Source organism: Brachymonas sp. J145 (assembly GCF_036312245.1).
Classification (GTDB): Bacteria; Pseudomonadota; Gammaproteobacteria; order Burkholderiales; family Burkholderiaceae_C; genus Brachymonas; species Brachymonas wangyanguii.
Window position 1 is genome coordinate 467,605 of the sequence record NZ_JAZDCI010000001.1, and the last position, 26,135, is coordinate 493,739.

Consider the following 26,135-nt stretch of genomic DNA (forward strand, 5'->3'; position numbering starts at 1 on the left):
AATCAGCGACTGGCGCTGCTGGCCGGTGCGACCGCCACTGGCGCAGCCGTGGCCACCACCTTGACCAGATCGCCATCGATCAGGAAACCGGCACCGCTGTGCACCAGCCGGGTCTGGCCATCGACGCCATCGAGCACCTGCACCAGATCGCCCTGGCGTGCGCCCAGCGTGACCTTGTGCTGCTGCACCCGGCTGTCCGCCGCCAGCACGAAGATGAAATCGAAACCATCACGCGAAACCACGGCGCTGTGCGGGATCATCCAGCCCTCGGCCTGGCCCAGATCAAAACGTCCGCTCAGGTACATGCCGGCCTTGGCACCCTGCTGCTGCGCGCCGGGCAGATCGACATAGACGATGGCGATGCGGCGCGCCGTGTCCAGCGTGGGTGCAATGCTGCGCACCGTGCCGGCCAGCTGCCGGCCATCCGGCAGGTCCACCGTGGCGCTGTCACCCACCTTCAGCGCTGCCAGATCCTGGCCGACGACCTCGGCACGCCACTCGAGCCGGCCCTGGCGCACCATGCGGAACAGCTCGGTGCCGGCCGGCACCACGGCGCCAACCGTTGCGGTACGCGAGGAGATCACGCCGTCATCGGGCGCCAGCACGCGCGTATAGCCTTGGCGCAGCTGCTGCGCGCGCAGCGCGGCCCGCGCCGCTTCCACGCGCGCCGCCGAGGCCTTGGCCGCAGTATTGAACTGGTTGATCTGCTGGCGGCTCAGGGCGCCGGTGTCCTGGATGCTGCGTGCGCGCTCGGCGTTGGAACGCGCATCGGCAGCCTGGGCTTCGGCCTCGAGCAGCGCGGCACGGGCCTGCAGCACTTCGGCCTGCACGGTTTCGGCGGCAAACACCGCCAGCACCTGGCCCTTGCGCACCGTGTCCCCCACGTTGGCGCGCAACTCGGACAAGCGCAGGCCGTTGCTTTGCGAACCGATCACGGCTTCCTGCCAGGCGGCGATATTGCCGCTCACACCCAGCGTCAGCGGCACGCTGCCGCGCACCGGCTGCGTCACTTCCACCGTCAGCGCAGGGCGTGCGGAGGCCGATGCCGGAGAGCTGGCGGCAGGGCTGCCGTCGCGCCCGCCCCAATACCAGAATGCGGCCAGGCCCAGCACGGCCAGCAGTGCGATGAGGATCCAGATAGTCTTTTGACGTGTCATGAAGTGCTTCCCTTGCTACTGGCGCTGGCTACCGGAGCTGGCGCCTGCCAGCCTCCGCCCAGCGCGCGATACAGCGCCACCCAGGCACTGTCGGTCTGCTGTCTCAGCGTGATGCGGGCCTGTTCGGCCGCGAGCATGTTGCGGCGCGCATCCTCGAGTTCGAGCATGCTGCCCATGCCGGCGCGGTAGCGCGCATCGGCGGCGCGGAAGGCCTTGCGATAACCTTCCAGTGCAGCCTCGGTGCCGGCACTGCGCTGGCGTGCGCTGTCGATCTCGACCAGCGCGGTTTCCACCTCGCGCACGGCATTCCGCACGGAGGCACGGTACTGGCTGGCGGCGGCCTCATAGGCCACACGGGCGGCATCGGCCTGGGCGCGGCGCCGGCCACCGTCGAACAGCGGCACGCTGAGCGACAGCGGCCCGATGCTCCAGGTCGTGGCATCGGCATCCATGCCGCCCAGGCTGATCTGGTTGCGCATGATGTTGCCGCTCAGGCCCAGGCGCGGATAGCGCTGCGCCTCGGCCTGGCCGACATCGTCACTGGCGGCCGCCACCGCCTGCGCGGCGGCATAGACGTCCGGCCGCTGCTCCAGCACGCGTGCCGGTACGCTGTCCAGCTGCAGCCAGGGCGCGCGGCCACGGCGTGGCGCATCAAGCTGCTGTTGCAGCGTGTCTTCATCAAGCGCGGTCAGCGCCACCAGCGCCTTGCGTACCACCGTGCATTGCGCCTGCACCTCGGTCACGCGGGTGGCCGCCTGGGCGGCACCGGCCTGTGTCAGCGCGTGCGTGGCGGGCGCACTGAAGCCGGCACGTGCCAGATCACCGGTCAGCCGTTCCGTATCCCGGCGCGATGTGGCATCGCGCCGGGCGGTATCGAGCTGGCCCTGGCAGCTGCGCAGGGCAAAGTACTGGTTGGCGACATCGGCCGCCAGCGAGACGCGTGCCTCGTGCCATTGCGCCTCGGCACCGGCGACCCGAGCCTGCGCCGCGCTGCTGGCATGGCGCAGGCCGCCAAACAGGTCGATTTCCCAGCGCGCCTGCAGGCCGGCCTGGCTGCTGGTGGCGATCGGCATATCGGCCGTCGGCATGCCGCTGCTGAAGGTGCCGCGCTGCACGCCGGCCTGGCCGTCCAGCGCCGGCAGCTGGCTGGCGCGTGCGCCCACCGCCGTGGCACGTGCCTGGGCGATGCGCGCCGCTGCCTGCGCCAATGTCGGGCTGGCCTGCTGCGCCGATTGCACCAGCTGCAGCAGCACCGGATCGTCCCAGTCCTGCCACCATGACAGCAACTGGGGCGTGCTGCCACCATGCGGCAGCTGCATCGGTGCGGGTGCGCGCCAGTGCGTGGGGGCTGGCGCCTCGGTCTGGCGCGGTGGCAGGCTCTGGCAGGCAGCCAGTGCCAGCGGCAAGGCCAGCGCCAGCCAGCGCAGCGGTCGGGATGGTGCTGCCACCGGGTGCAATTCAGGCATCGGACGGCTCCAGCTCCAGCACCCAGTCGGGCGGCGTGGCCACGGTCCAGGCCGGCAGGCTGGCCTGCTCGTCCAGCGGCAGACCGCGCTGTTGCGCCACCTCGCGCACCATGGCCAGGCCAAAGCGGCTCAGCTCCTCCACCAGCTGTTCCAGCGCCTGTGGCTGTTGCAGCACTTGCGGGCAGACCGATTGCGTCACGTCCTGCATCGCGATGTAGTGCAGCGTCATGCCGATCAGCGTCAGCGTCAGGCGCTGGATGCCGGTATCGACATCGGCCAGGCCCAGGTGGCGGCAGATCAGCTCCCACAGCGCCTGGTGCGAAGGCCGGATTTGGGTATCGATCTCGTACTGGCGCAAGCCGGTCGGCTCCAGCATTTCGCGGATATGCAGGCGCACGCAGCACTGCACCAGCTCGTCCTGCTGCAACACGTTGAGTCGCTGCCAGTACATCTGGCGCAGCGCCTGCTGCAGCGTCAGCGCCGGGTCCAGTACCGCCGCCTGGGTCTGCGGACCTTCGCCGAGCAGCACCATGGGTTCGAGAAAGGCGCTGCGGTACAGGCCCTGCTTGTCGCCAAAGTAGTAGCTGATGGCGGAAATATTCACGCCAGCCGCCTGCGCAATGGCGCGCGTGGAGGTCTTGCTGAAGCCCTGTTCGGCGAACAGGCGCAATGCCGTCTGCAGCAGACGCTCACGCGACTGCTGGCTGTCGGCACGTTGTGGCGATGCCATCGCCGCGGGATGTTCGGGTTGCATGGCCGGATGGTACGCCAGTTCAATCGTTTGATTGAATCGATTTGTATCCGGATTTTCCCGAGGCCAGAACGCGAACAGCCCGCACGCGGCGGGCTGTCATTCCGGCAAAAAAGCCCACCTCAGCCCTGGCGCGGCAGGCCAAATGCCGCCTGCCACAGGTCCAGCCCCGCCGCCGCATGCAGGCGCATCATGTCTTCCGGGAAAGCGGTGGACTCCTCGTTCAGGCGCGCACGGTGCTGCAGCTTGCGCAGCTCGCGGTAGGCCGCTGCGGCCGCGTGGCCGACCGGCGCCGGCAGCATGCCGAGGTCATCGGCCCGTTCCAGCAACGCGATATTGCCGCGGTTTTCCAGCATCGTCGGGAACTCGCGGCCATGGCGCAGCACCAGGAACTGGGTGACGAATTCCACGTCCATCATGCCGCCCGGGCTGTGCTTGACGTCAAAGCTGCCGATCGGGATCGGGTGCGCCTGCGTCACGCGCTGACGCATGGCGATGATCTCGTCGCGCAGCGCGGCCGGGTTGCGTTCGGCCGTGATCACGTCGCTGCGCAAGGCCTCGAAGCGCTCGCGCAGCTGCGGGCTGCCAAAGCAGCAGCGTGCCCGCGTCATGGCCTGGTGTTCCCAAACCCAGGCGGTGTTGCTGCCGCGCTGCAGCTGGTAGGCCTCGTAGGCTTCCATGCTGGTGGTCAGCAGGCCGGAGCTGCCATTCGGGCGCAGCGCGGTATCGATCTCGTACAGGTCGCCTTCGCTGGTCTTGACGGTGAGCCAGGTGATCAGCTTGCGTACCAGGCCGGCGTAGATCTCGCTGGCCCGTTCGCTCTCGTCCTCGTAGCAGAACACCAGGTCCAGATCGCTGCCATAGCCGAGTTCCAGGCCGCCGAGCTTGCCGTAGGCAATGATGGCGAAGTGCTGGCTGATATCGGTATCGGCATCGCCCTCGAAGCCCAGCCGCAGCGCGCGTGGCAGATATTGCTGCCAGCACCAGTGCACGGCGACGTCGAGCACGGTATCGGCCACCGCGCTCAGGTCGTCGGCCACCTGCTCCACCGTCAGCCGGCCGTCCAGGTCGCGCGCCAGGATGCGGAAGGTCTCGGCGTGCATGGCGCGGCGCAGCAGGTTCAGCAGCGCCTCCTCATCGTCCTCGCCGGTGCTTTGCAGCGCCTGCAGGCGCAGGCCCAAGTCCTCGCGCAGGTCGGCCGGGTTGAAGCGCTGCTCCATCAGTGCGTTGCTGGTGAGCTCGTCGATTACCACCGGGTGCTGCATCAGGTAGCGTGCCGGCCAGCGTGCCACGCCGAGCAGGCGCAGCAGGCGGTCGTGGATAGTCGGTCGCTCCAGCAGCAGCGCCAGGTAGTTTTCGCGGCGCAGCAAGGTCTCGATCCAGTCGATGAAACGCAGCACGCCGGCTTCGGAAATGTCGTGGCGCTGGCTGTCTTCCGCCTGCATCCATTGCAGGGTGCGCTGCATCAGGCGCATCAGGCGCACGCGGGTGTCGATGCGCAGCCCCTGCACGCGCACATGCTCGCGCCATTCCTCCAGCCGGCGCGCCACCACCGAGCCCTCTGGCAGCATCGCCACCAGCTCGCCGATATCGTCACCGGTCTGCGCCATGTCCACTTGCTGGCCCTTGCCGTTCTTCTGGCAATTGCCCTTGCTGCAGGACTGGTCACCCCCCAGCAGGATGTCGAACTCGCTCGCCACCAGGTCGCGATGCCGCAGCAGCTCCTGCATGAAGCCGCAGGTATCGGCATGGCCCATGCTGCGCGCGATCCAGGCCAGGTCCTCTTCGGAGGTCGGCAGCAGATGCGTCTGCTGGTCATCCAGGTACTGGATACGGTGCTCGACCTGGCGCAAGAAGACATAGGCCTCGCCCAGGCCGGCGGCAATCTCGGGCGACATCAGGCCGGCGCGCTCGACGCGCTCCAGCGCTTCCAGCGTCGGGCGCGTGCGCAGCTCGGGGAAATGGCCACCGCGCACCACCTGCAGCAGCTGCACGGTGAATTCGATCTCGCGGATGCCGCCACGCGACAGCTTGACGTCGTTGGCGCGCTCCGGGCGGCCGGCGCTGCGCTTGGTGGCGTGCTCGCGAATCTGGCGATGCAGCACGCGCAGCGCCTCGAACACGTTGTAGTCCAGGTAGCGGCGGAACACGAAAGGCAGCACCACCTGGCGCAGCTGCTGGCCGGAACCGTTGACGATGGAGGCGCGCGGTGCCACCACGCGGCTCTTCATCCAGGCAAAACGCTCCCATTCGCGGCCCTGCACCACCATGTACTCTTCCAGCGCCTCGAGTGAGGTGACGCTGGGGCCGGAGTTGCCGTTGGGACGCAAGGCCAGATCCACGCGGAACACGAAGCCGTGCTCGGTGGTATCGCCGATCAGGCCATAGATCACCTTGACCACGCGCGTGAAGTATTCCTGGAGGCTGGTGCTGCCAGCGCCGCTGCTGCGGCCTTCGGCATTCGGGCGACCGGCGGTTTCGCCATCGCACTCGTAGACATAGATCAGGTCGATATCGCTGGAAACGTTGAGCTCGCGCGCGCCCAGCTTGCCCATGCCCATGATCCACAGGTTGCAGCGCTGGCCGTCGGCCTTGAGCGGCGGCCCGTAGCGCGCATCGACCTGGACAAAGGCCTCTTCGCAGGCGATGTCGAGCGCCAATTCGGCCAGCCGCGTCACGCTCAAGGCTATGTCCTGCATCGGGGCGCCGGCATTGCAGTCCAGCGTCGCCAGGCGTTCCTGCACCAGCTGGCGCAGCACGCGCAGCGCAGCACCCACATCGTGGCCACGCTCACGCAGCACGGCGTAGGCCTGGCGCATGCTGGCCAGATCGGGCAGGCCGGGTGCCAGCAGTGGCAGTTCCTCGGCATAACGGCGGCGGATGCGCTGCACAAAGCGTGAATATCCCGCCAGGTCTTCCGTAACAGTCTGCGTGTCGCCCTGTGCAGGTGCAGCAGCCGGCGATAATGGTTCCGTCGGCGTCAGCGTGCCATCGTTGGTCATGTTCATGCCTATCATCTTTCCTAGACATGCAGGAAACCTCGGCCACACCTCCCAGCACACCACCTCTCCGACCCTGGCTGTCGCGGCTGCGACGCGGCCTGGGGGTGCTGCTGGTACTGGTACTCAGCCTGATCGGGCTGCTGGCACTGGTCCTGCATCTCGTCATTTTGCCGCGAATCGATTCCTTCCGTCCGGCACTGGAGAATCTGGCCAGCCGCACGCTGGGCACCCCGCTCGAAATCGGCCAGCTGCACGTGACCGAACGCGGCTGGAACCCGACCATCGCCATGGACAACATCGTGCTGCGCGATGGCCAGGGCGCCGAAGGCCTGCACATCGCGCGCCTGAGCGCCACCGTCTCGCTGCCAGCCACGCTGCGGCTCGGCTTCGAGCAGCTGCAGGTGGAACAGCCACGGCTGCACATGCGCAAGCGCGCTGACGGCGTGATCGAGGCCGCCGGTATCGAGCTGGCACAGGGCAAGTCGGGCGATTCCGGCCCAGCGCTCAACTGGCTGCTGTCCCAGCCGCATATCGCCATCCGCAACGGCAGCCTGCACTGGAGCGATGCCCAGCGCGAGGTGCCCCCGCTGCTGATGACCGATATCAGCGCCAGCTTGAAAAACAGCGGCCGCCAGCACGAGCTGCAGCTGCAGGCAACGCCGCCCGCCGGCTGGGGCCAGCCGATCCAGTTCGTCAGCGACTGGACCCACCCGCTGTTCGGCGACCGCACTGTCTGGCGCGACTGGAGCGGTGTGGCCTATGCCGACCTGGCCGAGCTGGACCTGTCCGAACTGCGCCGCTACACCAGCCTGGGCCGCGGCATCGACCTGCGCCGCGGCAAGGGCCGCATGCGCGTCTGGGCCGACTTCAAGCAGATGCGCAGCAGCACCGCCACCATCGAGGCCAATCTGAACGAGGTCGACCTGCGGCTCGGGAAAGACCTGCCGCCGCTGGTGCTGAAGGACATGCAGAGCATGTTCAGCGTGCAGTTTGCCGCCGCCGACAACAACGAAACCTACACACTGGCCACGCAGCAGCTGGATTTCACCACGCTCAGCGGCCACCGCTGGAACGGCGGCAATGTGCGTGTGGAGCTGCACAACGGCACCGACAGTGCCAGCAGCCGCGGCCATGTCGAGGGGGACAACTGGGATCTGGGCATCATCGGCGAACTGGCCGGCAGTCTGCCGCTGGGCGATGCCGCGCTCGATGCGCTCTATACCTTCCAGCCGCGCGGCCACATGGAAACGCTCACGCTCGACTGGCAGGGCCAGCTGGACCAGCCAAGCAGCTTTTCCGCCATCGGCAAGGCTCGGGACATTGGCTGGCAGTCGCAGCAGGGACCGTATAACGCACAGCGCCGGCGCTACGAACCGGGCACGCCTGGCGTGGATGGCGCCGACGTGGACTTTGCCCTGACCGAACGCGGTGGTCGCATGGCGATCGACATGAGCCAGGGCCATGTGACCCTGCCCGGCGTGTTCGAGGAGCCGCGCATCGCCTTCGACACCTTCAACGCCGAAGTGCTGTGGCAGATCAAGGACGGCGTGATCCGCGCCACCCTGCCCAATGTGCGCTTTGCCAATGCCGATGCCCGCGGTCGGCTGTCCGCCACCTGGCGCACCAGCCCGCTGAAAGAGGGCGAGCCGGCATCGGAACGCTTCCCCGGCATCATCCAGCTCGATGCGCGCATGGAGCGCGCCAACGCCGCGCGCGTGCACCGCTACCTGCCGATGTCGCTGGGCGTGCAGGCGCGCCAGTACGTGCGCGATGCGGTGCAGGCCGGCGAGATCCGCAACGCACGCGTGCAGATCGAGGGCGATCTGGCGCACCTGCCGTCCGGCAAGGACGATGCCGGCCGCCAGCTGCCGGGCAAGTTCCGCTTTGACGTGCCGCTCTACAACGCGCGCTACCAGTTCGTGCCGCGCAGCCTGCAGCATGGCGACGAGCTGCCCTGGCCGGCGCTGACCGACCTGAAGGGCAAGCTGATCATCGACCGCAACATGCTGCAGATCGTTGACGCCACCGCCAGCTTCAGCACCGCGCCCGATCTGCGTGTGCGTGAGATTGCCGCCACGATTCCCGACCTGGCCTCGCACAACCTGACCGTGGGCGTGGCCGCCAGCGCCACCGGCCCACTGTCGCAGGCGCTGCACCTGGCCAACACCTCGCCACTGGGCGAGATCGCTGGCAACGCGCTGCAGCAGGCCACCGCTACCGGCGGCACCGATCTCTCGCTGGCACTCGGCATTCCGGTGCACCAGATCCGCAACATCAAGGTCGATGGCCAGGTCACGCTCAAGGGCAACGATGTGCGCATCACGCCGACCACGCCGCTGCTGGCCGGCAGCACCGGCGTCGTGGCCTTTACCGACAAGGGCTTCGAACTGCGCCAGGTGCGCACCGGGCTGCTGGGCGGCCAGGCAACGCTGGCGGGCGGCATGGATCCGAAACGCCAGCCCGGCCAGCCGCGCCAGATCGTGTTCAACGCCGTGGGCGACATCACCGCCGCCGGCCTGCGTGAAGCGAAGGAGCTGGGCTTTGTCTCGGCGCTGGGTGCCTCAATGGAAGGCCGCAGCGCCTACCGCGCGCGCCTGCAGTTCGATCGTGGCGCGCCTGAGCTGACCATCGACAGCGACCTGGTCGGCATGGCGGTGAACCTGCCGGCACCGCTGGGCAAGAGCGCCGGCGAGAGCCTGCCGCTGCACTACGAGAACACCATCGTGCGCAACTACCAGGACCAGCAGCGCGGCCAGCTGATGCCGGCCGAGGACCAGCTGCTGGTGCGCATCGGCAACCGGCTGTCGGTGCATTACGTGCGCGATGTGCGTGGCCACACGCCACGCGTGCTGCGCGGCAGTATCGCCGCCGGCGCGCTGGCACACGAGAACCTGCCGCCGCTGCCCGAAAACGATGTGCACGCGCTGATCCTGCTCGATGACGTGAATGCCGACGACTGGATCGCCGTGCTGAATCGCATCTCGGCCAGCGAGCCTACCGCCACCAGTGCGGCGGGCGACGGCGAAGCCAGCCTGAACTACCTGCCCAGCGTGATGGCGATCCAGACCTCCTCGCTGACGGTGGCGAATCGCCGCTTCGACAATCTGGTGCTGGGTGGCACGCGCCATGGCCGCCTGTGGCAGGTGACGCTGGATGCACGCCAGATCAACGGCTACGTGGAATACCTGCAGCCGCTCAACGGCCAGGGGGCCGGCAGCGTCAAGGCCCGCCTGGCGCGCGCCATCATCGAGCCGGCCATCGTGCAGGATGTGCGTGACCTGGTGGCGCGCACCGAAGACCCGGAAACCCTGCCGGCGCTCGATATCGAGGCGGAACAGGTCGATGTGCTCGGCTACAAGTTCGACCGCGTCACCCTGCTGGCTGGCAATGCCAGTACGCCGATGGTGGCCGGGGCACCGCTGGTGGACCAGCCGGAAGACCATGGCGAAGGCTGGCGCATCCACCAGCTGACGGCCCGCATGCCGCATGGCCACCTGCTCGGCAGCGGCCTGTGGGGCCAGCCGCGTCAGGCCACGCGCGCAGACGGCAGTGCCGCACGCCGCTTTGTCTCGCTCAACGTGCGCCTGGAAACCGACAACCTGGGCGGCATGCTGACCCACTTCGGCCATCCCGGCCTGGTCGAGGACGGTGCCGGTGCGCTGGCCGGCACGGTGCGCTGGCGCGGTTCGCCGATCTCGATCGACATGGACACGCTGGGCGGCAACGTGCGGCTGGACCTGCGCCGCGGCAGCATCACGCCGATCGACGTGGACGCGCTGCGCATCGTCAACCTGTTCAGCCTGCAGGGCCTGTCGCGCCTGGGCGAGCAGCAGGGCAAGGGCTTCGGCTTTGACCGCATCGGCGGCACGCTGCGGCTGCAGAACGGCATCGCCCATACCGATGACACCGAGGTCATCGGCACCACGCTGGCCAACGTCAAGGTGAACGGCCAGATCTCGCTGGTGGCGCAGACGCTGGCGCTGGACGTGCTGGTGCAGCCCAAGATCGACCTCGGCGGTGCCGCGCTGGTGGCTGCCGCGGTCAACCCGGTGATCGGCGTCGGCAGCTTTATCGCCCAGTGGCTGCTGAGCAAGTCGATCAACGATGCCGCCACCCAGGTGCTCTACGTCGGCGGTCCGTGGAACGCGCCGGAGGTGACGCGCCTGCAAGGCTCGGCCGCGCACCAGACCGCGCTGCAGATCCTCGCCAGCCACGCCACGCCGCGCCCGGTGGACCGGCTCTGGGACTGGTGGCCGATCACCGGCCGTGACACCCTGCTGCGTGACTGGTGGCCGATCACCCAGGGTCGCGGCGTCGGCCAGCCCTGGCTGCGCCAGGAGCAGCCTGACAGCTTCGACAGCGACGATGAGGGCGGAACCAGCCCCGCCGCAGCACCTGCCGCCTCTGCCGCCTCTGCCGCCTCTGCCGCCTCTGCCGCCTCTGCCGCTTCTGCCGCTTCTGCCGCTTCTGCCGCTTCTGCCGCTTCTGCCGCTTCTGCCGCCAGGGCGATGCTGCCGGCATCGGCTGCATCTGCAGCTGGGGTGTTGCCGCAAGCCGCTGCCAGCGCCATGCCCTGAGCCGCCCGGAACATTTGCACACGAATTGTGCAGCGCTGCGCTCCGGCAGCCCGCTGCAGGGCAGGCACAATGTGTTGCGACTCTTTCCATTTCCCTCATGCCCGGCATTCCTGACCATGCCGATGCCGGGTGCCAGCCTGTTGACTTCAAAGCCCATGCAGACGATCTCACCCGCTCTCCCCCGTACCCTTCCACGCTGGACCACGCTGGCCGGCGTTGCCAGCGTCGTGGCCGCAGCCCTGCTCGCCGGCTGCGGCACCAAGCCGACCGCGCCCCCGACCGACACCATCACCGGCCAGATCATCACCCAGCCCAAGAGCCGCTGGGTGCCGGTGACCTGGTCCAGCCTGCCCGGCTTCAACCAGGATCGCGTTGGCGAAGCCTGGAGCGCCTGGATGCAGAGCTGCCAGAAGCCCGGCCCGGTGTTTGCCGCCACCTGCCGTGAAGCCGCCGGCATGGCGCGCGCCAGCGACCAGGACAAGCGCAACTGGATGATGCAGCGCCTGCAGCCCTACCAGGTACAGGCGCACAGCGGCCAGGCCGACGGCCTGCTGACCAGCTATTACGAACCGGTGATGCAGGCCAGCCGCGTGCCCACCGCCAGCCACCGCGTGCCGCTGTACGGCGTGCCGGCCGGTGGCGCGCCCAAGTCGCCCTGGTTCACGCGCCAGCAGATCGATACCCTGCCCGCCGCACAGGCTGCACTGCGTGGCCGCGAAATCGTCTGGATGGCCGACCCGATCGATGCCATGGTGCTGCACGTGCAGGGCTCCGGCCGCATGCAGGTGCGTGAGCGCGACGGCCGCGTGCGCGACGTGCGCCTGGCCTTTGCTGGCACCAACAACCAGACTTTCCGCAGCCCCTCGGCCTGGATCAGCTCGCAGGGCGGCCGTGGCGGCAGCTGGGACAATGTACGCGCCTGGGCGGCACAGAACCCGGGCCGCACCCAGGCCATGCTGTGGAGCAACCCGCGCTACGTGTTCTTCCGTGAAGAGGCGATCCCCGATGCCAACACCGGCCCGCGCGGTGCCCAGGGCGTGCCGCTGACGCCGGGCCGCTCGATTGCGGTAGACCGTGACAGCATCCCCTACGGCACGCCAGTCTGGCTCTCCACCAGCGGACCGACCGCGCAGCTCAACCGCATGGTGCTGGCACAGGACACCGGCAATGCAATCCGCGGTGCCGTGCGTGCCGACTACTTTGCCGGCTGGTCGCCCGAAGCCGCCACGCTGGCGCACGCCATGAAGCAGCCGCTGCGCCTGTGGGTGCTGTGGCCGCGCTGAGCCGCTGTCAGCAGCTGTAACTCGGTACTATCCCTGACGGCGGCGCGCCTGCGCGCCGCCTAAACTGCCTCTAGCGCCTGCGCTGCCACAAGCAGCGGCAGGCCTGTCCCCTGGTCCGGAACCACCCTTTCCGCACCACCGAACAAGCGAGGCACCCATGAACGCACCGACCCATTTTCCCGTCTCCGGCCTGGCACGGCCCGATGCCACCCTGGACGACAAGTACACGCTGCCGCAAGGCGAAGCCTTCATGAGCGGCGTGCAGGCCCTGGTCCGGCTTCCCATGCTGCAACAGCAGCGCGACCTGGCCGCCGGCAAGCGCACCGCCGGCTTCATCAGCGGCTATCGCGGCTCTCCACTCGGCGGCTATGACCAGATGCTCTGGCAGGCGCAATCCAGCCTCAAGCAGCACGACATCGTGTTCCAGCCCGGCGTCAACGAGGAGCTCGCCGCCACCGCCGTCTGGGGCAGCCAGCAGCTGGCCTTTGCCCCGCAACAGCAGCAGCGCTTTGATGGCGTATTCGGCATCTGGTACGGCAAGGGCCCCGGCGTCGATCGCAGCGTGGACGTGTTCAAGCACGCCAACATGGCTGGCACCAGCCCCTGGGGCGGCGTGATTGCCGTCGCCGGCGATGACCACATCGCCAAGAGCTCCACTGCCGCGCACCAGAGCGACCACATCCTCAAGGCCTGCGGCATGCCGGTGTTCTTCCCGGCCAGCGTGCAGGAGATTCTCGATTTCGGCATCCATGCCTATGCCATGAGCCGCTTTGCCGGCGTCTGGACCGGCATGAAGACGATCCAGGAAGTGGTCGAATCCAGCGCCACCGTGCAGATCGATCCGAACCGCGTGCACACGCGGCTGCCGCACTACGCCATGCCGCCCGGCGGCGTACATATCCGCTGGCCCGATACCGCGCTCGAGCAGGAAGCACGCCTGCTGCAACACAAGCTCTACGCCGCGCTCGCCTACATCCGCGCCAACCAGCTCAACCACACCGTCATCAGCGGTGCGCAGGACCGTTTCGGCATCATCGCCAGTGGCAAGGCCTACAACGACATGCGCCAGGCACTGCTCGACCTGGGGCTGGACGAGGCCACCTGCCAGCGCATCGGCGTGCGCGTGCACAAGGTCGGCGTGGTCTGGCCGCTGGAAGCCACACTCACGCGCGAGTTCGCCGTTGGCCTGGACGAGATCCTGGTGGTGGAAGAAAAGCGCCAGATGATCGAATACCAGCTCAAGGAAGAGCTATACAACTGGCGCGAGGACGTGCGCCCGACCGTGCTCGGCAAGTTCGACGAGGTACCGGGCGATTGCAGCGGCGGCGAATGGAGCCTGTGCGATCCGGCCGGCCACCAGCTGCTGCGCGCCCATGCCGACCTGAACCCGGCGCTGATCGCGCGCGCCATCGCGCGCCGCCTGTCGCAGCTCGGCGTGCCGGCCGACGTGCAGGCGCGCATGGACGCCCACCTCACGATCCTGGACGCGCAGGAACGCGCCCAGCAGGCGATCACGCTCAAGGCCGATCGCGTGCCCTGGTTCTGCTCCGGCTGCCCGCACAACACCAGCACCCGCGTGCCGGAAGGCTCGCGTGCCATGGCCGGCATCGGCTGCCACTACATGACGCTGTGGATGGACCGCGCGACCTGCGGCTTTACCCAGATGGGCGGCGAGGGCGTACCCTGGGTCGGTCAGGCGCCGTTCACCGACGAACCGCACATCTTCACCAATCTCGGCGACGGCACCTATTTCCACAGCGGCCTGCTCGCCATCCGCCAGAGCATCGCCGCCGGCGTCAACATCACCTACAAGATCCTCTACAACGATGCCGTCGCCATGACCGGCGGCCAGCGCGTCGGCGAACGGCCCGAAGGCCACAGCGTGCTGCAGATTGCCGCCAGCGTGATCGCCGAAGGGGCCAGCAAGCTGGTCGTGGTCAGCGACGATCCCGACAAGTACCAGGGTGCGGCACTGCCACCTGGCACCGAGGTCTTCCACCGCGACCGCCTGGACGAGGTGCAGCAGCAGCTGCGTGCCACGCGCGGCACCACGGTGCTGATCTACGACCAGACCTGCGCCACCGAAAAGCGCCGGCGCCGCAAGCGTGGCCTGCTGGAAGATCCAGCCAAGCGCATCGTCATCAACGAGGCGGTCTGTGAAGGCTGCGGCGACTGCAGCGTGCAGAGCAACTGCCTGAGCGTGGAACCTCTGGAAACCGAATTCGGCCGCAAGCGCCAGATCAACCAGAGCAGCTGCAACAAGGACTATTCCTGCCTCAAGGGCTTCTGCCCGAGCTTCGTCACGGTCGAGGGTGGCCGCCTGCGCCAGCCTGGCAGCTCGTCGCAGCTACCAGCACTCGACAGCCTGCCGACGCTGCCCCTGCCGCAGCTGCCGCCACTGGCACCCGGCCAGGTCTGGGGCACGGTAGTCGCCGGCGTCGGTGGCACAGGCGTCATCACCATCGGCCAGATCCTCGGCATGGCGGCGCACCTGGAAGGCAAGGGCATCGTCACGCAGGATGCCGCCGGCCTGGCACAAAAGGGCGGTGCCACCTGGAGCCATGTGCTGATCGGTGCCACGCAGGACGATATCCAGACCACGCGCGTCAGCCTGGCTGCCGCCGATCTGGTGCTCGGTTGTGATCCGCTGGTCACGCTGCATGCCGAAACCACCTCGCGCCTGCGCCACGACCGCAGCCGTGTCGCGCTCAACAGCAGCGCCCCGCCGACTGCCGCCTTTGTCCACAACCGCGACTGGCAAAACCCGGCACAGCAATGCGCCAGCGTGCTCGCCGGCCTGCTCGATGCAGGCCATCTGGCCAGTTTTGATGCCGAAGCCATGGCACGCGAACTGCTCGGCGACACGATTTACGTCAACCCGATGGTGCTCGGCTTTGCCTGGCAAAAAGGCTGGATCCCGCTCAGCGAGGCCGCGCTGCTGCGCGCCATGGAACTCAACGGCGTGCAGGTGGACAAAAACCAGCAGGCCTTTGTCTGGGGTCGCCACGCCGCGCACGATGCAGCCCGCGTGCAACAGCTGCTCAAGCCGGCACAGGTGATCACGCTGCACCGCCCGCCCTCGCTGCAGCAGCTGCTGGAACGCCGCGTGCAGTTCCTGACCGATTACCAGGATGCCGCCTATGCGCGCCAGTACCAACAGCTGGTACAGCGCGTCGCCGAAGCCGAAGCCGCACTGCCTGCCGTCAACGGCAAGCCGCCGACCCGGCTGGCGCAGGCGGTGGCGCACAACCTGTTCAAGCTGATGGCCTACAAGGACGAATACGAAGTCGCGCGCCTGTTCAGCAACGGCGACTTCGAGAAGAAGATCGCCGCCATGTTCGAAGGCGACTACACGCTGCGCTACCACCTGGCACCTCCCAGCCTGGGCAGCGCACAGGATCAGGCCGATGCTCGCAAGCGCAGCTACGGCCCCGGCATGCTGCGCGTGTTCCGCCTGCTGGCGAAGCTGAAAAAGCTGCGCGGCAGCATGCTTGATCCCTTCGGCCGCCACCCGGAGCGCGTCACCGAACGCGCCCTGATCACCGATTACCGCCAGCTGGTCGAACAGCTGCTGACGCGCCTCACGCCAGAGAACCACGCGCTGCTGGTCGAAATCGCGCAGGTGCCCGACAGCATCCGTGGCTACGGCCATGTCAAGACGCGCAACCTGGCCGCCGCTCGCACGCGCTGGCAACAGCTGCTAGCCGAACTCGACGGCGGCGACACGCCCGCCGCTCCCCTGTCCCGGGCTGCCTGATACCGCCTGCCAGCAGTGTCAAACCGCCATCGCCCATGTCGCACTTCCCTGTGCGACATGGGTCGTGGTGCCTGTTAGCGGTCGCGCTTGCCCCTACAATGGGACGTTCCGCCCATAACCCCAAAACAGCCGGTCTGCGGCGTGATCCGCTGCCAGGCCCCAGCACGAGTTCCGCCATGACCACTTCCTCCAAGCAGAGCACCAGCAACGCCGCGTTCCGCCAGACCGCACTCGATTACCACGAGTTTCCGCAGCCCGGCAAGATCAGCGTCGAGTCCACCAAGAAGGTGGTAAACCAAGCCGATCTGGCACTGGCCTACTCGCCCGGCGTCGCTGCTCCCTGCGAGGAAATCGTCAAGGACCCGGCCGCCGCCTTCCGCTACACCGCTCGCGGCAACCTGGTCGGCGTGGTCACCAACGGCACTGCCGTGCTCGGCCTGGGCGATATCGGCCCGCTGGCCGGCAAGCCGGTGATGGAAGGCAAGGGCGTGCTGTTCAAGAAGTTCGCCGGCATCGACGTGTTCGACATCGAGATCAACGAAAAGGATCCGGACAAGCTGGTCGAAATCATCGCCGCGCTCGAACCCACCTTCGGCGGCATCAACCTCGAAGACATCAAGGCGCCCGACTGCTTCTACGTCGAGCGCAAGCTGCGTGAACGCCTGAACATCCCGGTGTTCCACGACGACCAGCACGGCACCGCCATCGTGGTGGGCGCGGCCTTCCTGAACGGCCTGGAAGTGGTCGGCAAGAAGATCGACGAGGTCAAGGTCGTCACCTCCGGCGCCGGTGCCGCAGCGCTGGCCTGCATCAACCTGCTGGTCAAGCTCGGCGTGCCGCGCCAGAACATCTGGGTCACCGACATCCACGGCCTGGTCTACCAGGGCCGCACCGAACTGATGGACGAAGACAAGGCCCAGTTCGCCCAGGACAGCGCGCTGCGCACGCTGGGCGAGGTGATCGAGGGTGCCGACATGTTCCTCGGCCTGTCCGCCGGCGGCGTGCTCAAGCCCGAGATGGTCGCCAGGATGGCCGCCAAGCCGCTGATCTTCGCGCTGGCCAACCCGACGCCCGAAATCACGCCAGAAGAAGTCCAGTCCGTGCGCGATGACGCCATCATGGCCACCGGCCGCACCGACTACCCGAACCAGGTCAACAACGTGCTGTGCTTCCCCTACATCTTCCGGGGCGCTCTGGACTGCGGTGCCAGCACCATCACCACCGAGATGGAAATCGCCGCCGTACGCGCCATCGCCGACCTGGCCCGCGCCGAGCAGTCCGAGGTGGTAGCCGCCGCCTACATCGGCCATAACCTGAGCTTCGGCCCCGAATACCTGATTCCCAAGCCCTTCGATCCGCGCCTGATGCTGATGATCGCCCCGGCCGTGGCCGAAGCCGCCATGGACGCCGGCGTGGCACTGCGCCCGATCGAGGACATGGACGCCTACAAGGACAAGCTGCAGGCCTTCATGTACGCCTCCGGCGGCATCATGAAGCCGATCTTCGACACCGCCCGCATGGCCGAGCGCAAGCGCGTGGTCTACGCCGAGGGCGAGGAAGAGCGCGTGCTGCGCGCGGTACAGATCGTAGTCGATGAAAACCTGGCCAAGCCGATCCTGGTCGGCCGCCCGGCCATCATCGCCAAGCGCATCCAGCGCTACGGCCTGCGCCTGACCGAAGGCGTCGATTACGAAGTGGTCAACGTCGAGAACGACCCGCGCTACACCGAATTCTGGCAGGCCTACCACGCCATGGCCGAGCGCAAGGGCGTCAGCCAGGCGATGGCCAAGATCGAGATGCGCCGCCGCCTGTCGCTGATCGGCGCCATGATGGTACACAAGGGCTATGCCGACGGCATGGTCTGCGGCACCTGGGGCAGCCATTCGCTGCACCTGCACTATGTGGACCAGGTGCTGGGCAAGGCGCCCGGTGCCAAGACCTATGCCGCCATGAACGCGCTGCTGCTGCCGCACCACCAGGTGTTCATCGTCGATACCCACGTCAACTACGACCCGACCGCCGAGCAGATTGCCGAGTTCACCATCATGGCCGCACTCGACATGAAGCGCTTCGGCATCGAGCCGAATGCCGCGCTGCTGAGCCACTCCAACTTCGGCTCCTCCAACCAGCCCAGCGCCGTCAAGATGCGCGAGGCACTGGCGCTGATCCAGGAACATGCGCCCTGGCTGCCGATCGACGGCGAGCTGCACGGTGACGTGGCACTCGATGCCAGCCTGCGCAAGCACATGCTGCCGAGCTGCGTGCTGCAGGGCAGCGCCAACCTGCTGGTGATGCCCAACCTGGACGCGGCCAACATCTCCTACAACCTGCTGAAGTCGGCCGCTGGCGGCGGCATCGCGATTGGCCCGGTGCTGCTGGGTACCAGCAAGCCGGTGCACATCCTGACGCCCAGCGCCACCGTGCGCCGCATCATCAACATGACGGCTATCACCGTGGCCGAAGCCAACTCGACCACGCCGCGCGCCATGGAATAAGCCGCTGCCGGGGGCTGTTTGCTGCCCTGCAGCACAGCCCTTAGCACATCGTTGGCACAAATGCCAGCCGGCATGCAACACCATAGCAGGGCGGCGAACATCTATTGATTTTTGCAGAGGCATGGGGCAAACTTGCGCCTCATCAACTTTGTTAATCACTTGGATTGACAAAATGTTGTCCCTGCATTTGTATGACTGTCTTTTCGTCCCTGACCGCCATTGCCAGCCAGCCCTGCAGCACCCCTGTTGCTGGCCGCAGCTTCCCCGGCGGACACTCCCCCTCGCGCAAGCTGCTCGCCGCCCTCCTGTTGGGCGTCGCTGCGCTGGCCGGCTGCAGCCAGGGACAACCGACCGCCAGCAAGGCAGCCCCCCCGGTAGCCACCGCACCCGCGTCCTTTGCCCCCGCGCAGCCACAGGCCGACAGCCGCATCCCGGCGATGCCGCTGCAGCAACTGCCGCGCCAGGGCCAGGCCACCTATGCCCTGATCCTGCAGGGCGGCCCGTTTCCGTTCAGCAAGGACGGCAGCACCTTCTTCAACCGCGAACAGCTGCTGCCGCAGCACCCGCGTGGCTACTACCGTGAATACACCGTGGCACATCCCAAGGCGCGCAATCGCGGTGCCAAACGCATCGTTTGCGGCGGCCAGCAGCCGCGCCAGCCGGATGCCTGCTACTACACCAGTGACCACTACGCGAGCTACCACCGCATAGTGCCCTAACCAACCAGGATGTGGCTGCGCCAAGCAGCCGCAATGACGACCGTGAGCATCGAGATTTCCACTTCCGACCACCCCCTGCGCAATGTCCGTACCAACCTGGTGCAATCGATCCGTGCCTTCCACGTGGAAGAGCTGCAGAATGCCGCTACCCAGCTGGGCCACCATTTCCTGTACGCCAACCTGTCGCAGGCACAGACGCGCCAGGACGTGATCGACATGCTGTGTGAACAGTTCATGGTCACACCGGCACCCAGCACCAAGAATTTCGATGCCGTGTACGGCAGCATCACCGACCCGCTGCACAAGTCCGGCCCGCAACCCGGCTTCATCGTGGTGGTCGAGCAGATCCCGACCAGCGCCCGCTTCGACAAGGAGCTGCGCGAGCTGCTGCTGGACGTGTTCCGTGACGCCGCCGACTACTGGGGCGACCGCAAGGTGGCGTTCCGCTGCTTCTATTCCTTCTCGGTAGCGCGCGCCGCCCAGCCGGGCGAAGCCTACCGCCAGATCGCCGCCAGCGTGGGTGAAGAAGCGCAGGAAGAGGTCGAGGAAGAAAAGATGCCGACCGACAAGATCATGGACGTGTCGCCGCTGGCGCTGCGCATGAGCAGCCCGTTCAACGCCAGCTACTGGCTGGCCGCGGTCAACGACAGCGACACGCTGGCCACCGCCTGAAGCCGGGCGGCACACGCCGCTTGCGCCCCCTGCACAAGACCACCCGCGCGGTGGTCTTGGCGTTTCTGGCAGCCCCTGCCACGGCTGCCGGAAAAACCTGCCGCAATGCCCATGCCGGCACCTGCCGGAAGCAGGCAAACCCGCGTCATTTCTGCGAAAATGGAGGGATGAGCGAATCGCAAGCAACCCCCAACAGCACTCCCCCTCAATCTGACGGCTACGGCGAAGGCGCGATCCAGATCCTCGAAGGTCTGGAAGCCGTGCGCAAGCGCCCCGGCATGTACATCGGTGATACCAGCGACGGCACCGGCCTGCACCATCTGGTGTTCGAGGTGGTGGACAACTCCATCGACGAGGCGCTGGCGGGCCATTGTGACGATATCGTGGTCACCATCCACGCCGACAACTCGATTTCCGTGTCCGACAACGGCCGTGGCATTCCCACCGGCGTCAAGATGGACGACAAGCACGAGCCCAAGCGCTCTGCTGCCGAGATCGCGCTGACCGAGCTGCACGCCGGCGGCAAGTTCAACCAGAACAGCTACAAGGTCTCGGGCGGCCTGCACGGCGTGGGCGTGAGCTGCGTCAACGCGCTGTCCAGCAAGCTGCGCCTGACGGTGCGCCGCGACGGCCAGGTACACAGCCTGATGTTCTCGCGCGGCCTGGTGCAGGATCGCCTGATCGAGGTGGTCGACGGTGCCGAGGTCTCCCCGATGCGCATTACCGGCGAGACCGACAAGCGCGGCACCCATGTACATTTCCTGCCCGACACCGAGATCTTCAAGGAAAACAACGAGTTCCACTACGAGATCCTGAGCAAGCGCTTGCGTGAGCTGAGCTTCCTGAACAACGGCGTGCGTATCCGCCTGAAGGACGAGCGCAGCGGCAAGGAAGACGACTTCTCTGGTGCCGGCGGCGTCAAGGGCTTTGTCGAGTTCATCAACGGCAGCAAGAAGGTGCTGCACCCCACCACCTTCCACGCCGTGGGTTCGCGCCCGGCCGACAGCTACGGCGGCATTCCCGGCACCGAGATCGGTGTCGAAGTCGCCATGCAGTGGAACGAAAGCTATAACGAGCAGGTGATCTGCTTTACCAACAACATCCCGCAGCGTGACGGCGGCACCCACCTGACCGGCCTGCGCGCCGCCATGACGCGCGTGATCGGCAAGTACATTGCCGACAACGAACTGGCCAAGAAGGCCAAGGTCGATGTCAGCGGCGACGACATGCGCGAGGGCCTGTGCTGCGTGCTGTCGGTCAAGGTGCCGGAGCCCAAGTTCAGCTCGCAGACCAAGGACAAGCTGGTGTCCAGCGAGGTGCGCGCGCCGGTAGAGGATATCGTCGCCAAGTCGCTGACCGATTACCTGGAAGAGAACCCGAACGACGCCAAGATCCTGTGCGGCAAGATCGTCGAGGCGGCGCGTGCACGTGAAGCAGCGCGCAAGGCTCGCGAGATGACGCGCCGCAAGGGCGTGCTGGACGGCTTTGGCCTGCCCGGCAAGCTGGCTGACTGCCAGGAGAAGGATCCGGCGCAGTGCGAAATCTATATCGTGGAGGGCGACTCCGCCGGTGGCTCGGCCAAGCAGGGCCGTGACCGCAAGTTCCAGGCGATCCTGCCGCTGCGCGGCAAGATCCTGAACGTGGAAAAGGCGCGCTACGAGAAGCTGCTGACCAGCAACGAGATCGTGACGCTGATCACCGCGCTCGGCACCGGCATCGGCAAGGCGGCCGAAGACGGCCACGGCAAGAGCAGCAGCGACGATTTCAATATCGACAAGCTGCGCTACCACCGCATCATCATCATGACCGACGCGGACGTGGACGGTGCGCACATCCGCACGCTGCTGCTGACCTTCTTCTACCGCCAGATGCCGGAGCTGGTCGAGCGCGGCCACATCTACATTGCACAGCCGCCGCTGTACAAGGTGCGCCACGGCAAGCAGGAGCAGTACCTGAAGGATGGCAACGCGCTCAACGCCTACCTGAGCCAGGTGGCGCTGGAAGGCGCGCGCATTGATCCAGGCGATGGCCGTCCGGTGCTGGAGGGCGATACGCTGCGTACGCTGGCCCAGCGCTTTGTGCAGGCGACCAGCGTGATCGAGCGCCTGTCCAGCCACATGGACGAGCAGGCGCTGCGCACGCTGGCCGGCTTTGGCCCGGGCGATGGCCTGCACCTGAACCTGGATACAGCCGATAACGCCGAGGCCAGCGCGCGGGCGCTGCAGCAGGCGATGGAGCTGGCCGGCAGCACGGCCCGCGTGACGCACGGTTTTGATGCCACGAATGACGCGCACTACCTGCGCATTGCGCGCATGCACCATGGCAATGAGCGCGCCAGCATCCTGACGCCCGAGTTCGTGCACGGCGCCGACTACGCGGCGCTGCAGTCCGCCAGCGATACCTTCAAGGGCCTGCTGGGCGAGGGTGCCAGCGTGACGCGTGGCGAAGGCGAGCGCGCCAAGACGCAGGTCGTGGGCGATTTCCAGGACGCCATGTCCTGGCTGATGCAGCAGGCCGAGAACTCGGTCGGCCGCCAGCGCTACAAGGGCCTGGGCGAGATGAACCCCGAGCAGCTGTGGGAAACCACCATGGACCCGGCCGTGCGCCGCCTGCTGCGCGTGCAGATCGATGATGCGATCGAGGCGGATCGGGTGTTTACGATGCTGATGGGGGATGAGGTGGAGCCGCGGAGGGACTTTATTGAGACTAATGCGTTGCGGGCGGCTAACTTGGACGTATAAGGACTATCGAACGTCACGAAAAGTCAAATAGCCGCCAAGAACGTGAAATTCATCTTACATAAATGAAATGTCAGACAGTAACGCTCGGTTAGTCGGAGTTGAATGCGGTCGCAAGTACGTAAAGCGCCGCTGCGTTTTTTCACCTAAATGTATTAATGCCGCTGCAATCGAAGGCCACTCAATAGAGGGAGGTATAGCGCCGTGACCACACCAGCAGCACTGGCACATGCGGCAACACCGTCTGGGAGCATCACGCTCAGGTACGTCGAACTGTGCAAGTTCCGACGTCTGGGAAAGGTTCAGTTGGAGTTGGACCAACAAACGACAATTCTTGTTGGTGCCAACAACAGCGGCAAGACCTCAATCCTCACCGCACTGCGGCACTTCCTATCTGAATCTAACGCATTCAGCGCATTCGACATCAGCTTGTCTGAGTGGCCTGCGCTACGCGCCTTGGGCGTTAAATGGGACGCGTTAGATGAGGATCCGGCGACTACGGCAACAAAGCCGAGCGACGACTGGGAAGACCAGCTCGCGACGCTGCTGGCGGCGATGCCAACGCTTGATCTGTGGTTTGATGCCGAAGCCGGCATGTTTCACTACGTCCAGCCCTTCTTATCCAAGCTGGTCTGGAAAGGAGGCCCTGTTGGCGTCCGATTGCGCTTGGAGCCAGCCAGCGATGTCGCATCGCTTAAAGAGCTGGCTTGGGCATACAATCTGGCGCGCCAACCCGTAAAGAGTATGGGCAACAAGTCGATGGCTTGGCCGATCGACTTACTGGACTACTGGCTGCGCGAACCTAGAAAGCTAGGGCAGGTCCGACCGTATCGCCTCGACGCTGCGAATAACCCCATCCAGGGGGTCAAAACCTATCAGGCCCAGCCCCTAACAGTCGATGCTCAGCCCACAGACCGCAAACATTTGGCCAAGCTTATCCGAGTCGATTTCGTTGCCGCCCAACGTGGCCTAGGCTCGGAAGAGGCCAACTCAAAATCCACCTCGTCGTCGCATCCTGTCGGCCTGTTCTCAAACCAGCTACTCAAGTTTGCGCGCCAGCACCTACATGTCGCCGTCACAGGTCACGAGCAACGTGCCGATCTCATTCAAGCGATCGCGGATGCGCAGAGGGAACTAGACCAAAAGATTCACGATGCGTTGGCACCATCGGTGGCCGAGGTGAAGCTGCTCGGTTACCCGGGTCTCCACGATCCCCAAGAGATCCGGTTCAGGACGCGGATCAATACAGCCGATCTCCTCGACCATAGTACCGCTGTTCAGTACGGCATGACAGGCAGGACCGGAGAAGACATGCTGCCAGAGTTTTCGATCGGCCTTGGCTACCAGAACCTTCAGTCTCTGAGCTACCAGCTCGTGTCGTTCAAGACCGCCCGCATGAACCCTGAGATGGGCTCGCCGCCGCCAGTCCACATAGTCATGATTGAGGAGCCTGAGGCACACTTACATGTTCAGGTACAGCGCATCTTTCCTGACAAGGCGCACAAGCTCATCAGCCCGACCGACAAAGATGCCAGCGCGCTGAAAAGTCAGTTGCTGATCAGCACGCATTCCAGTCATCTCGCGCACGCCGAAGATTTCGACCGGCTACGCTACGTACGGCGGATCCCTGCATCAGCCGCTCATCCGACGCCGAGCACGGAAGTCGTCGACTTAGGCGAAGTGTTCGGCGACGACGACGACACGCGTCAGTTTGCGGAACGCTATTTCCGCGTCCAGCACACCGACCTACTCTTCGCCAATGCAGCGCTATTTGTGGAAGGTGTCGCTGAGCGCATGCTGGTGCCACTGTTCATGGAGATGAAGTATGAGGTGCTGAACAGCCGCTATGTCTCGTTGCTGGACATTGGCGGTAGCCATGCCCACCGGCTCAAGCCACTGATCGAAAGGCTGCGCATCCCTACCGTAGTCATTACAGACATCGACCCAACGAAAGAAACGGTTAATGACAAGACCGGAAGAAAATCCTGGACAGCTACGGCGAACACTGGACAGGCTGGTCTCAGGTGTGGCAATGCCACCCTACGTCAATGGCATCCACGACTGGAGACGCTGGATGACTTCAAGGTGCCCTCGACTGATCACTTCACTTGGACAGGTGTACCCGAATGCCGGGTGCGGTTTGCGTGGCAGCTCCCAGTGGCCGAGGCAAGTAATGAATGGCCGACCACCTTCGAGGACTCATTGATCTTGAGCAACATTGGAGTTCCCCCCATTTGACGGACACTTTCACTGAGAAGAAAGGAGCCCCCATGGGAAAAACCAAGCCCCCGTACCCCGAGGCATTCAAACAGCAGATCGTCGAGCTGTTTCATTCCGGTCGCAGCCAATCCGAGCTGGCACGTGAGTTCGATGTGTCAGCGGTGAGCATTGCCAACTGGGTTGCACGCGCTGCAGCCGATGCTGGCAAGCCGTTATCCGGCAAGGATGTGTTGACAACGTCCGAGCGCGAGGAACTCGTCCGCTTGCGCCGGGAGGTCAAGCGTCTTCAAACGGAGCGCGACATCCTGGCAAAGGCTACGGCCTGGTTTGCCGGACAAAGCGAGAAGACGTCCACGCCGTCTACGCGCTGATGCAGGCGAACCAGGCCGATCTCCCAATACGCACCATGGCCCGGGTGTTGGGTGTGTCCAGCAGTGGTTACCACGACTGGCTAAATCGCCGACCCAGTGCACGCGATCAGGCCAATGCCGAGCTGCTGCTGCGCATCAAAGCCATCCATCAGATGAGCGATACCACCTACGGCGTGCCGCGCATGGTCGCGCAACTGGCGCGCGATGGGGTGATCGTCAACAAGAAGCGCGTCGAACGCCTGATGCGTCAGGCGAGTCTGAAGGGTGTCAGCCGCCGGCGCGGCTGGTGCGTGACAACGCGCCGTGATCGAGAGGCTGGGCTGGCCAGCGATCTGGTCAATCGCCGCTTTGCGGCGGATGCTCCTAACCAACTTTGGGTGGCAGACATGACCTACCTGCCTACCTGGAGCGGGTTTGCCTATCTGGCGGTAGTCATCGACGTATACAGCCGCAAAGTAGTGGGTTGGGCCTTTGGCACGCGCATGACGGCCGATCTGGTGGTGCAGGCGTTGGAGATGGCCGCCTTCACGCGCAAGCCCCAGGGCGTCATCCACCACTCCGATCAGGGCAGCCAATACACCAGCACGGTGTTTGGCAAGCGTTGCGAGGAAATGGGCGTGCGCCCAAGCATGGGATCGGTGGGGGATGCTTACGACAACGCCATGGCCGAGAGTTTCTTTGCCAGCCTGGAATGCGAACTGGTCAACCGAAGAAGCTGGAAAAGCCAGACCGAGGCCAGGCATGCCGTGTTTACCTGGATAGAGGGCTGGTACAACCCACATCGGTTGCACAGCGCACTGGGCTACCTTGCTCCCAACGAATTCGAGCAAATCAATGCACAATCCGGGCAGTCCCCGGTAGAAAATACCACCGTTACCGCGCTGAATTCTTCAGCGCTCAACCGTCCGTGAGATAGGGGGAACTCCA

At 65.9% G+C, this 26,135-nt stretch carries 12 protein-coding genes and 1 pseudogene; 9 read left to right on the plus strand and 4 right to left on the minus strand.

Annotation, left to right across the window (positions count from 1 at the left end):
- Positions 1-2: 2 nt before the first annotated feature.
- From V1261_RS02225 to glnE, 4 genes are all read right to left on the minus strand, one after another.
- The gene (locus V1261_RS02225; RefSeq protein WP_329769787.1) at positions 3-1,157 is read right to left on the minus strand and encodes an efflux RND transporter periplasmic adaptor subunit; all 1,155 of its coding nucleotides are present in this window, start codon (positions 1,155-1,157) and stop codon (positions 3-5) included.
- Positions 1,154-2,623: an efflux transporter outer membrane subunit gene (locus V1261_RS02230; protein ID WP_329769788.1), complete on the minus strand. Its 1,470-nt coding sequence runs from the start codon at positions 2,621-2,623 to the stop codon at positions 1,154-1,156. The genes V1261_RS02225 and V1261_RS02230 overlap by 4 nt, the downstream gene beginning before the upstream one ends.
- Positions 2,616-3,377 carry a TetR/AcrR family transcriptional regulator gene (locus V1261_RS02235; protein WP_329769789.1) on the minus strand — a complete coding sequence of 254 codons (762 nt, stop codon included), beginning with the start codon at positions 3,375-3,377 and terminating at the stop codon, positions 2,616-2,618. The genes V1261_RS02230 and V1261_RS02235 overlap by 8 nt, the downstream gene beginning before the upstream one ends.
- A gap of 119 nt (positions 3,378-3,496) precedes the next feature.
- Entirely contained in the window at positions 3,497-6,376 is a 2,880-nt protein-coding gene (glnE, locus tag V1261_RS02240; RefSeq protein ID WP_436231796.1) for a bifunctional [glutamate--ammonia ligase]-adenylyl-L-tyrosine phosphorylase/[glutamate--ammonia-ligase] adenylyltransferase, read from the minus strand.
- Positions 6,377-6,402: 26 nt separating this feature from the next.
- Between glnE and V1261_RS02245 the strand changes: the two genes are divergently transcribed.
- The 9 genes and pseudogenes from V1261_RS02245 (at position 6,403) to V1261_RS02285 (ending at position 26,119) form a co-directional block, all read left to right on the plus strand.
- The gene (locus V1261_RS02245; protein WP_329769791.1) at positions 6,403-10,953 is read left to right on the plus strand and encodes a YhdP family protein; all 4,551 of its coding nucleotides are present in this window, start codon (positions 6,403-6,405) and stop codon (positions 10,951-10,953) included.
- A 155-nt stretch (positions 10,954-11,108) separates the two neighbouring features.
- Complete coding sequence (gene mltA / locus V1261_RS02250; RefSeq protein WP_329769792.1) at positions 11,109-12,236, plus strand: murein transglycosylase A; 1,128 nt, start codon at positions 11,109-11,111, stop codon at positions 12,234-12,236.
- 157 nt (positions 12,237-12,393) lie between these two features.
- On the plus strand, positions 12,394-15,993 hold the full coding sequence (locus V1261_RS02255) for an indolepyruvate ferredoxin oxidoreductase family protein (RefSeq protein ID WP_329769793.1): 3,600 nt from the start codon (positions 12,394-12,396) through the stop codon (positions 15,991-15,993).
- Positions 15,994-16,169: 176 nt separating this feature from the next.
- On the plus strand, positions 16,170-18,488 hold the full coding sequence (locus tag V1261_RS02260; protein ID WP_329769794.1) for an NADP-dependent malic enzyme: 2,319 nt from the start codon (positions 16,170-16,172) through the stop codon (positions 18,486-18,488).
- A 305-nt stretch (positions 18,489-18,793) separates the two neighbouring features.
- The gene (locus tag V1261_RS02265; RefSeq protein WP_436231795.1) at positions 18,794-19,207 is read left to right on the plus strand and encodes a guanyl-specific ribonuclease; all 414 of its coding nucleotides are present in this window, start codon (positions 18,794-18,796) and stop codon (positions 19,205-19,207) included.
- Positions 19,208-19,240: 33 nt separating this feature from the next.
- Positions 19,241-19,669, plus strand: a pseudogene (locus V1261_RS02270) (barstar family protein); the annotation flags it as partial.
- A 377-nt stretch (positions 19,670-20,046) separates the two neighbouring features.
- Positions 20,047-22,620, plus strand: a complete 2,574-nt coding sequence (gyrB, locus tag V1261_RS02275) for a DNA topoisomerase (ATP-hydrolyzing) subunit B (protein ID WP_329769796.1) — start codon at positions 20,047-20,049, stop codon at positions 22,618-22,620.
- Between the two features lie 201 nt (positions 22,621-22,821).
- Positions 22,822-24,855: an AAA family ATPase gene (locus V1261_RS02280; RefSeq protein ID WP_329769797.1), complete on the plus strand. Its 2,034-nt coding sequence runs from the start codon at positions 22,822-22,824 to the stop codon at positions 24,853-24,855.
- A 32-nt stretch (positions 24,856-24,887) separates the two neighbouring features.
- Positions 24,888-26,119, plus strand: a protein-coding gene (locus V1261_RS02285; RefSeq protein ID WP_405197982.1) for an IS3 family transposase whose coding sequence is annotated in 2 segments (ribosomal slippage) — positions 24,888-25,155 and positions 25,155-26,119 — 1,233 coding nt in all. Because the reading frame shifts where the segments join, the coding sequence is not laid out codon by codon here.
- The last annotated feature ends 16 nt before the right edge of the window (positions 26,120-26,135 follow it).

What these genes read in the sequence shown, in the direction of transcription:
- V1261_RS02225 (WP_329769787.1), bottom strand. Translation starts at nt 1,157, where the DNA reads ATGACACGTCAAAAGACTATCTGGATCCTCATCGCACTGCTGGCCGTG.
- V1261_RS02230 (WP_329769788.1), bottom strand. Translation starts at nt 2,623, where the DNA reads ATGCCTGAATTGCACCCGGTGGCAGCACCATCCCGACCGCTGCGCTGG.
- V1261_RS02235 (WP_329769789.1), bottom strand. Translation starts at nt 3,377, where the DNA reads ATGCAACCCGAACATCCCGCGGCGATGGCATCGCCACAACGTGCCGAC.
- glnE (WP_436231796.1), bottom strand. Translation starts at nt 6,376, where the DNA reads ATGACCAACGATGGCACGCTGACGCCGACGGAACCATTATCGCCGGCT.
- V1261_RS02245 (WP_329769791.1), top strand. Translation starts at nt 6,403, where the DNA reads ATGCAGGAAACCTCGGCCACACCTCCCAGCACACCACCTCTCCGACCC.
- mltA (WP_329769792.1), top strand. Translation starts at nt 11,109, where the DNA reads ATGCAGACGATCTCACCCGCTCTCCCCCGTACCCTTCCACGCTGGACC.
- V1261_RS02255 (WP_329769793.1), top strand. Translation starts at nt 12,394, where the DNA reads ATGAACGCACCGACCCATTTTCCCGTCTCCGGCCTGGCACGGCCCGAT.
- V1261_RS02260 (WP_329769794.1), top strand. Translation starts at nt 16,170, where the DNA reads ATGACCACTTCCTCCAAGCAGAGCACCAGCAACGCCGCGTTCCGCCAG.
- gyrB (WP_329769796.1), top strand. Translation starts at nt 20,047, where the DNA reads ATGAGCGAATCGCAAGCAACCCCCAACAGCACTCCCCCTCAATCTGAC.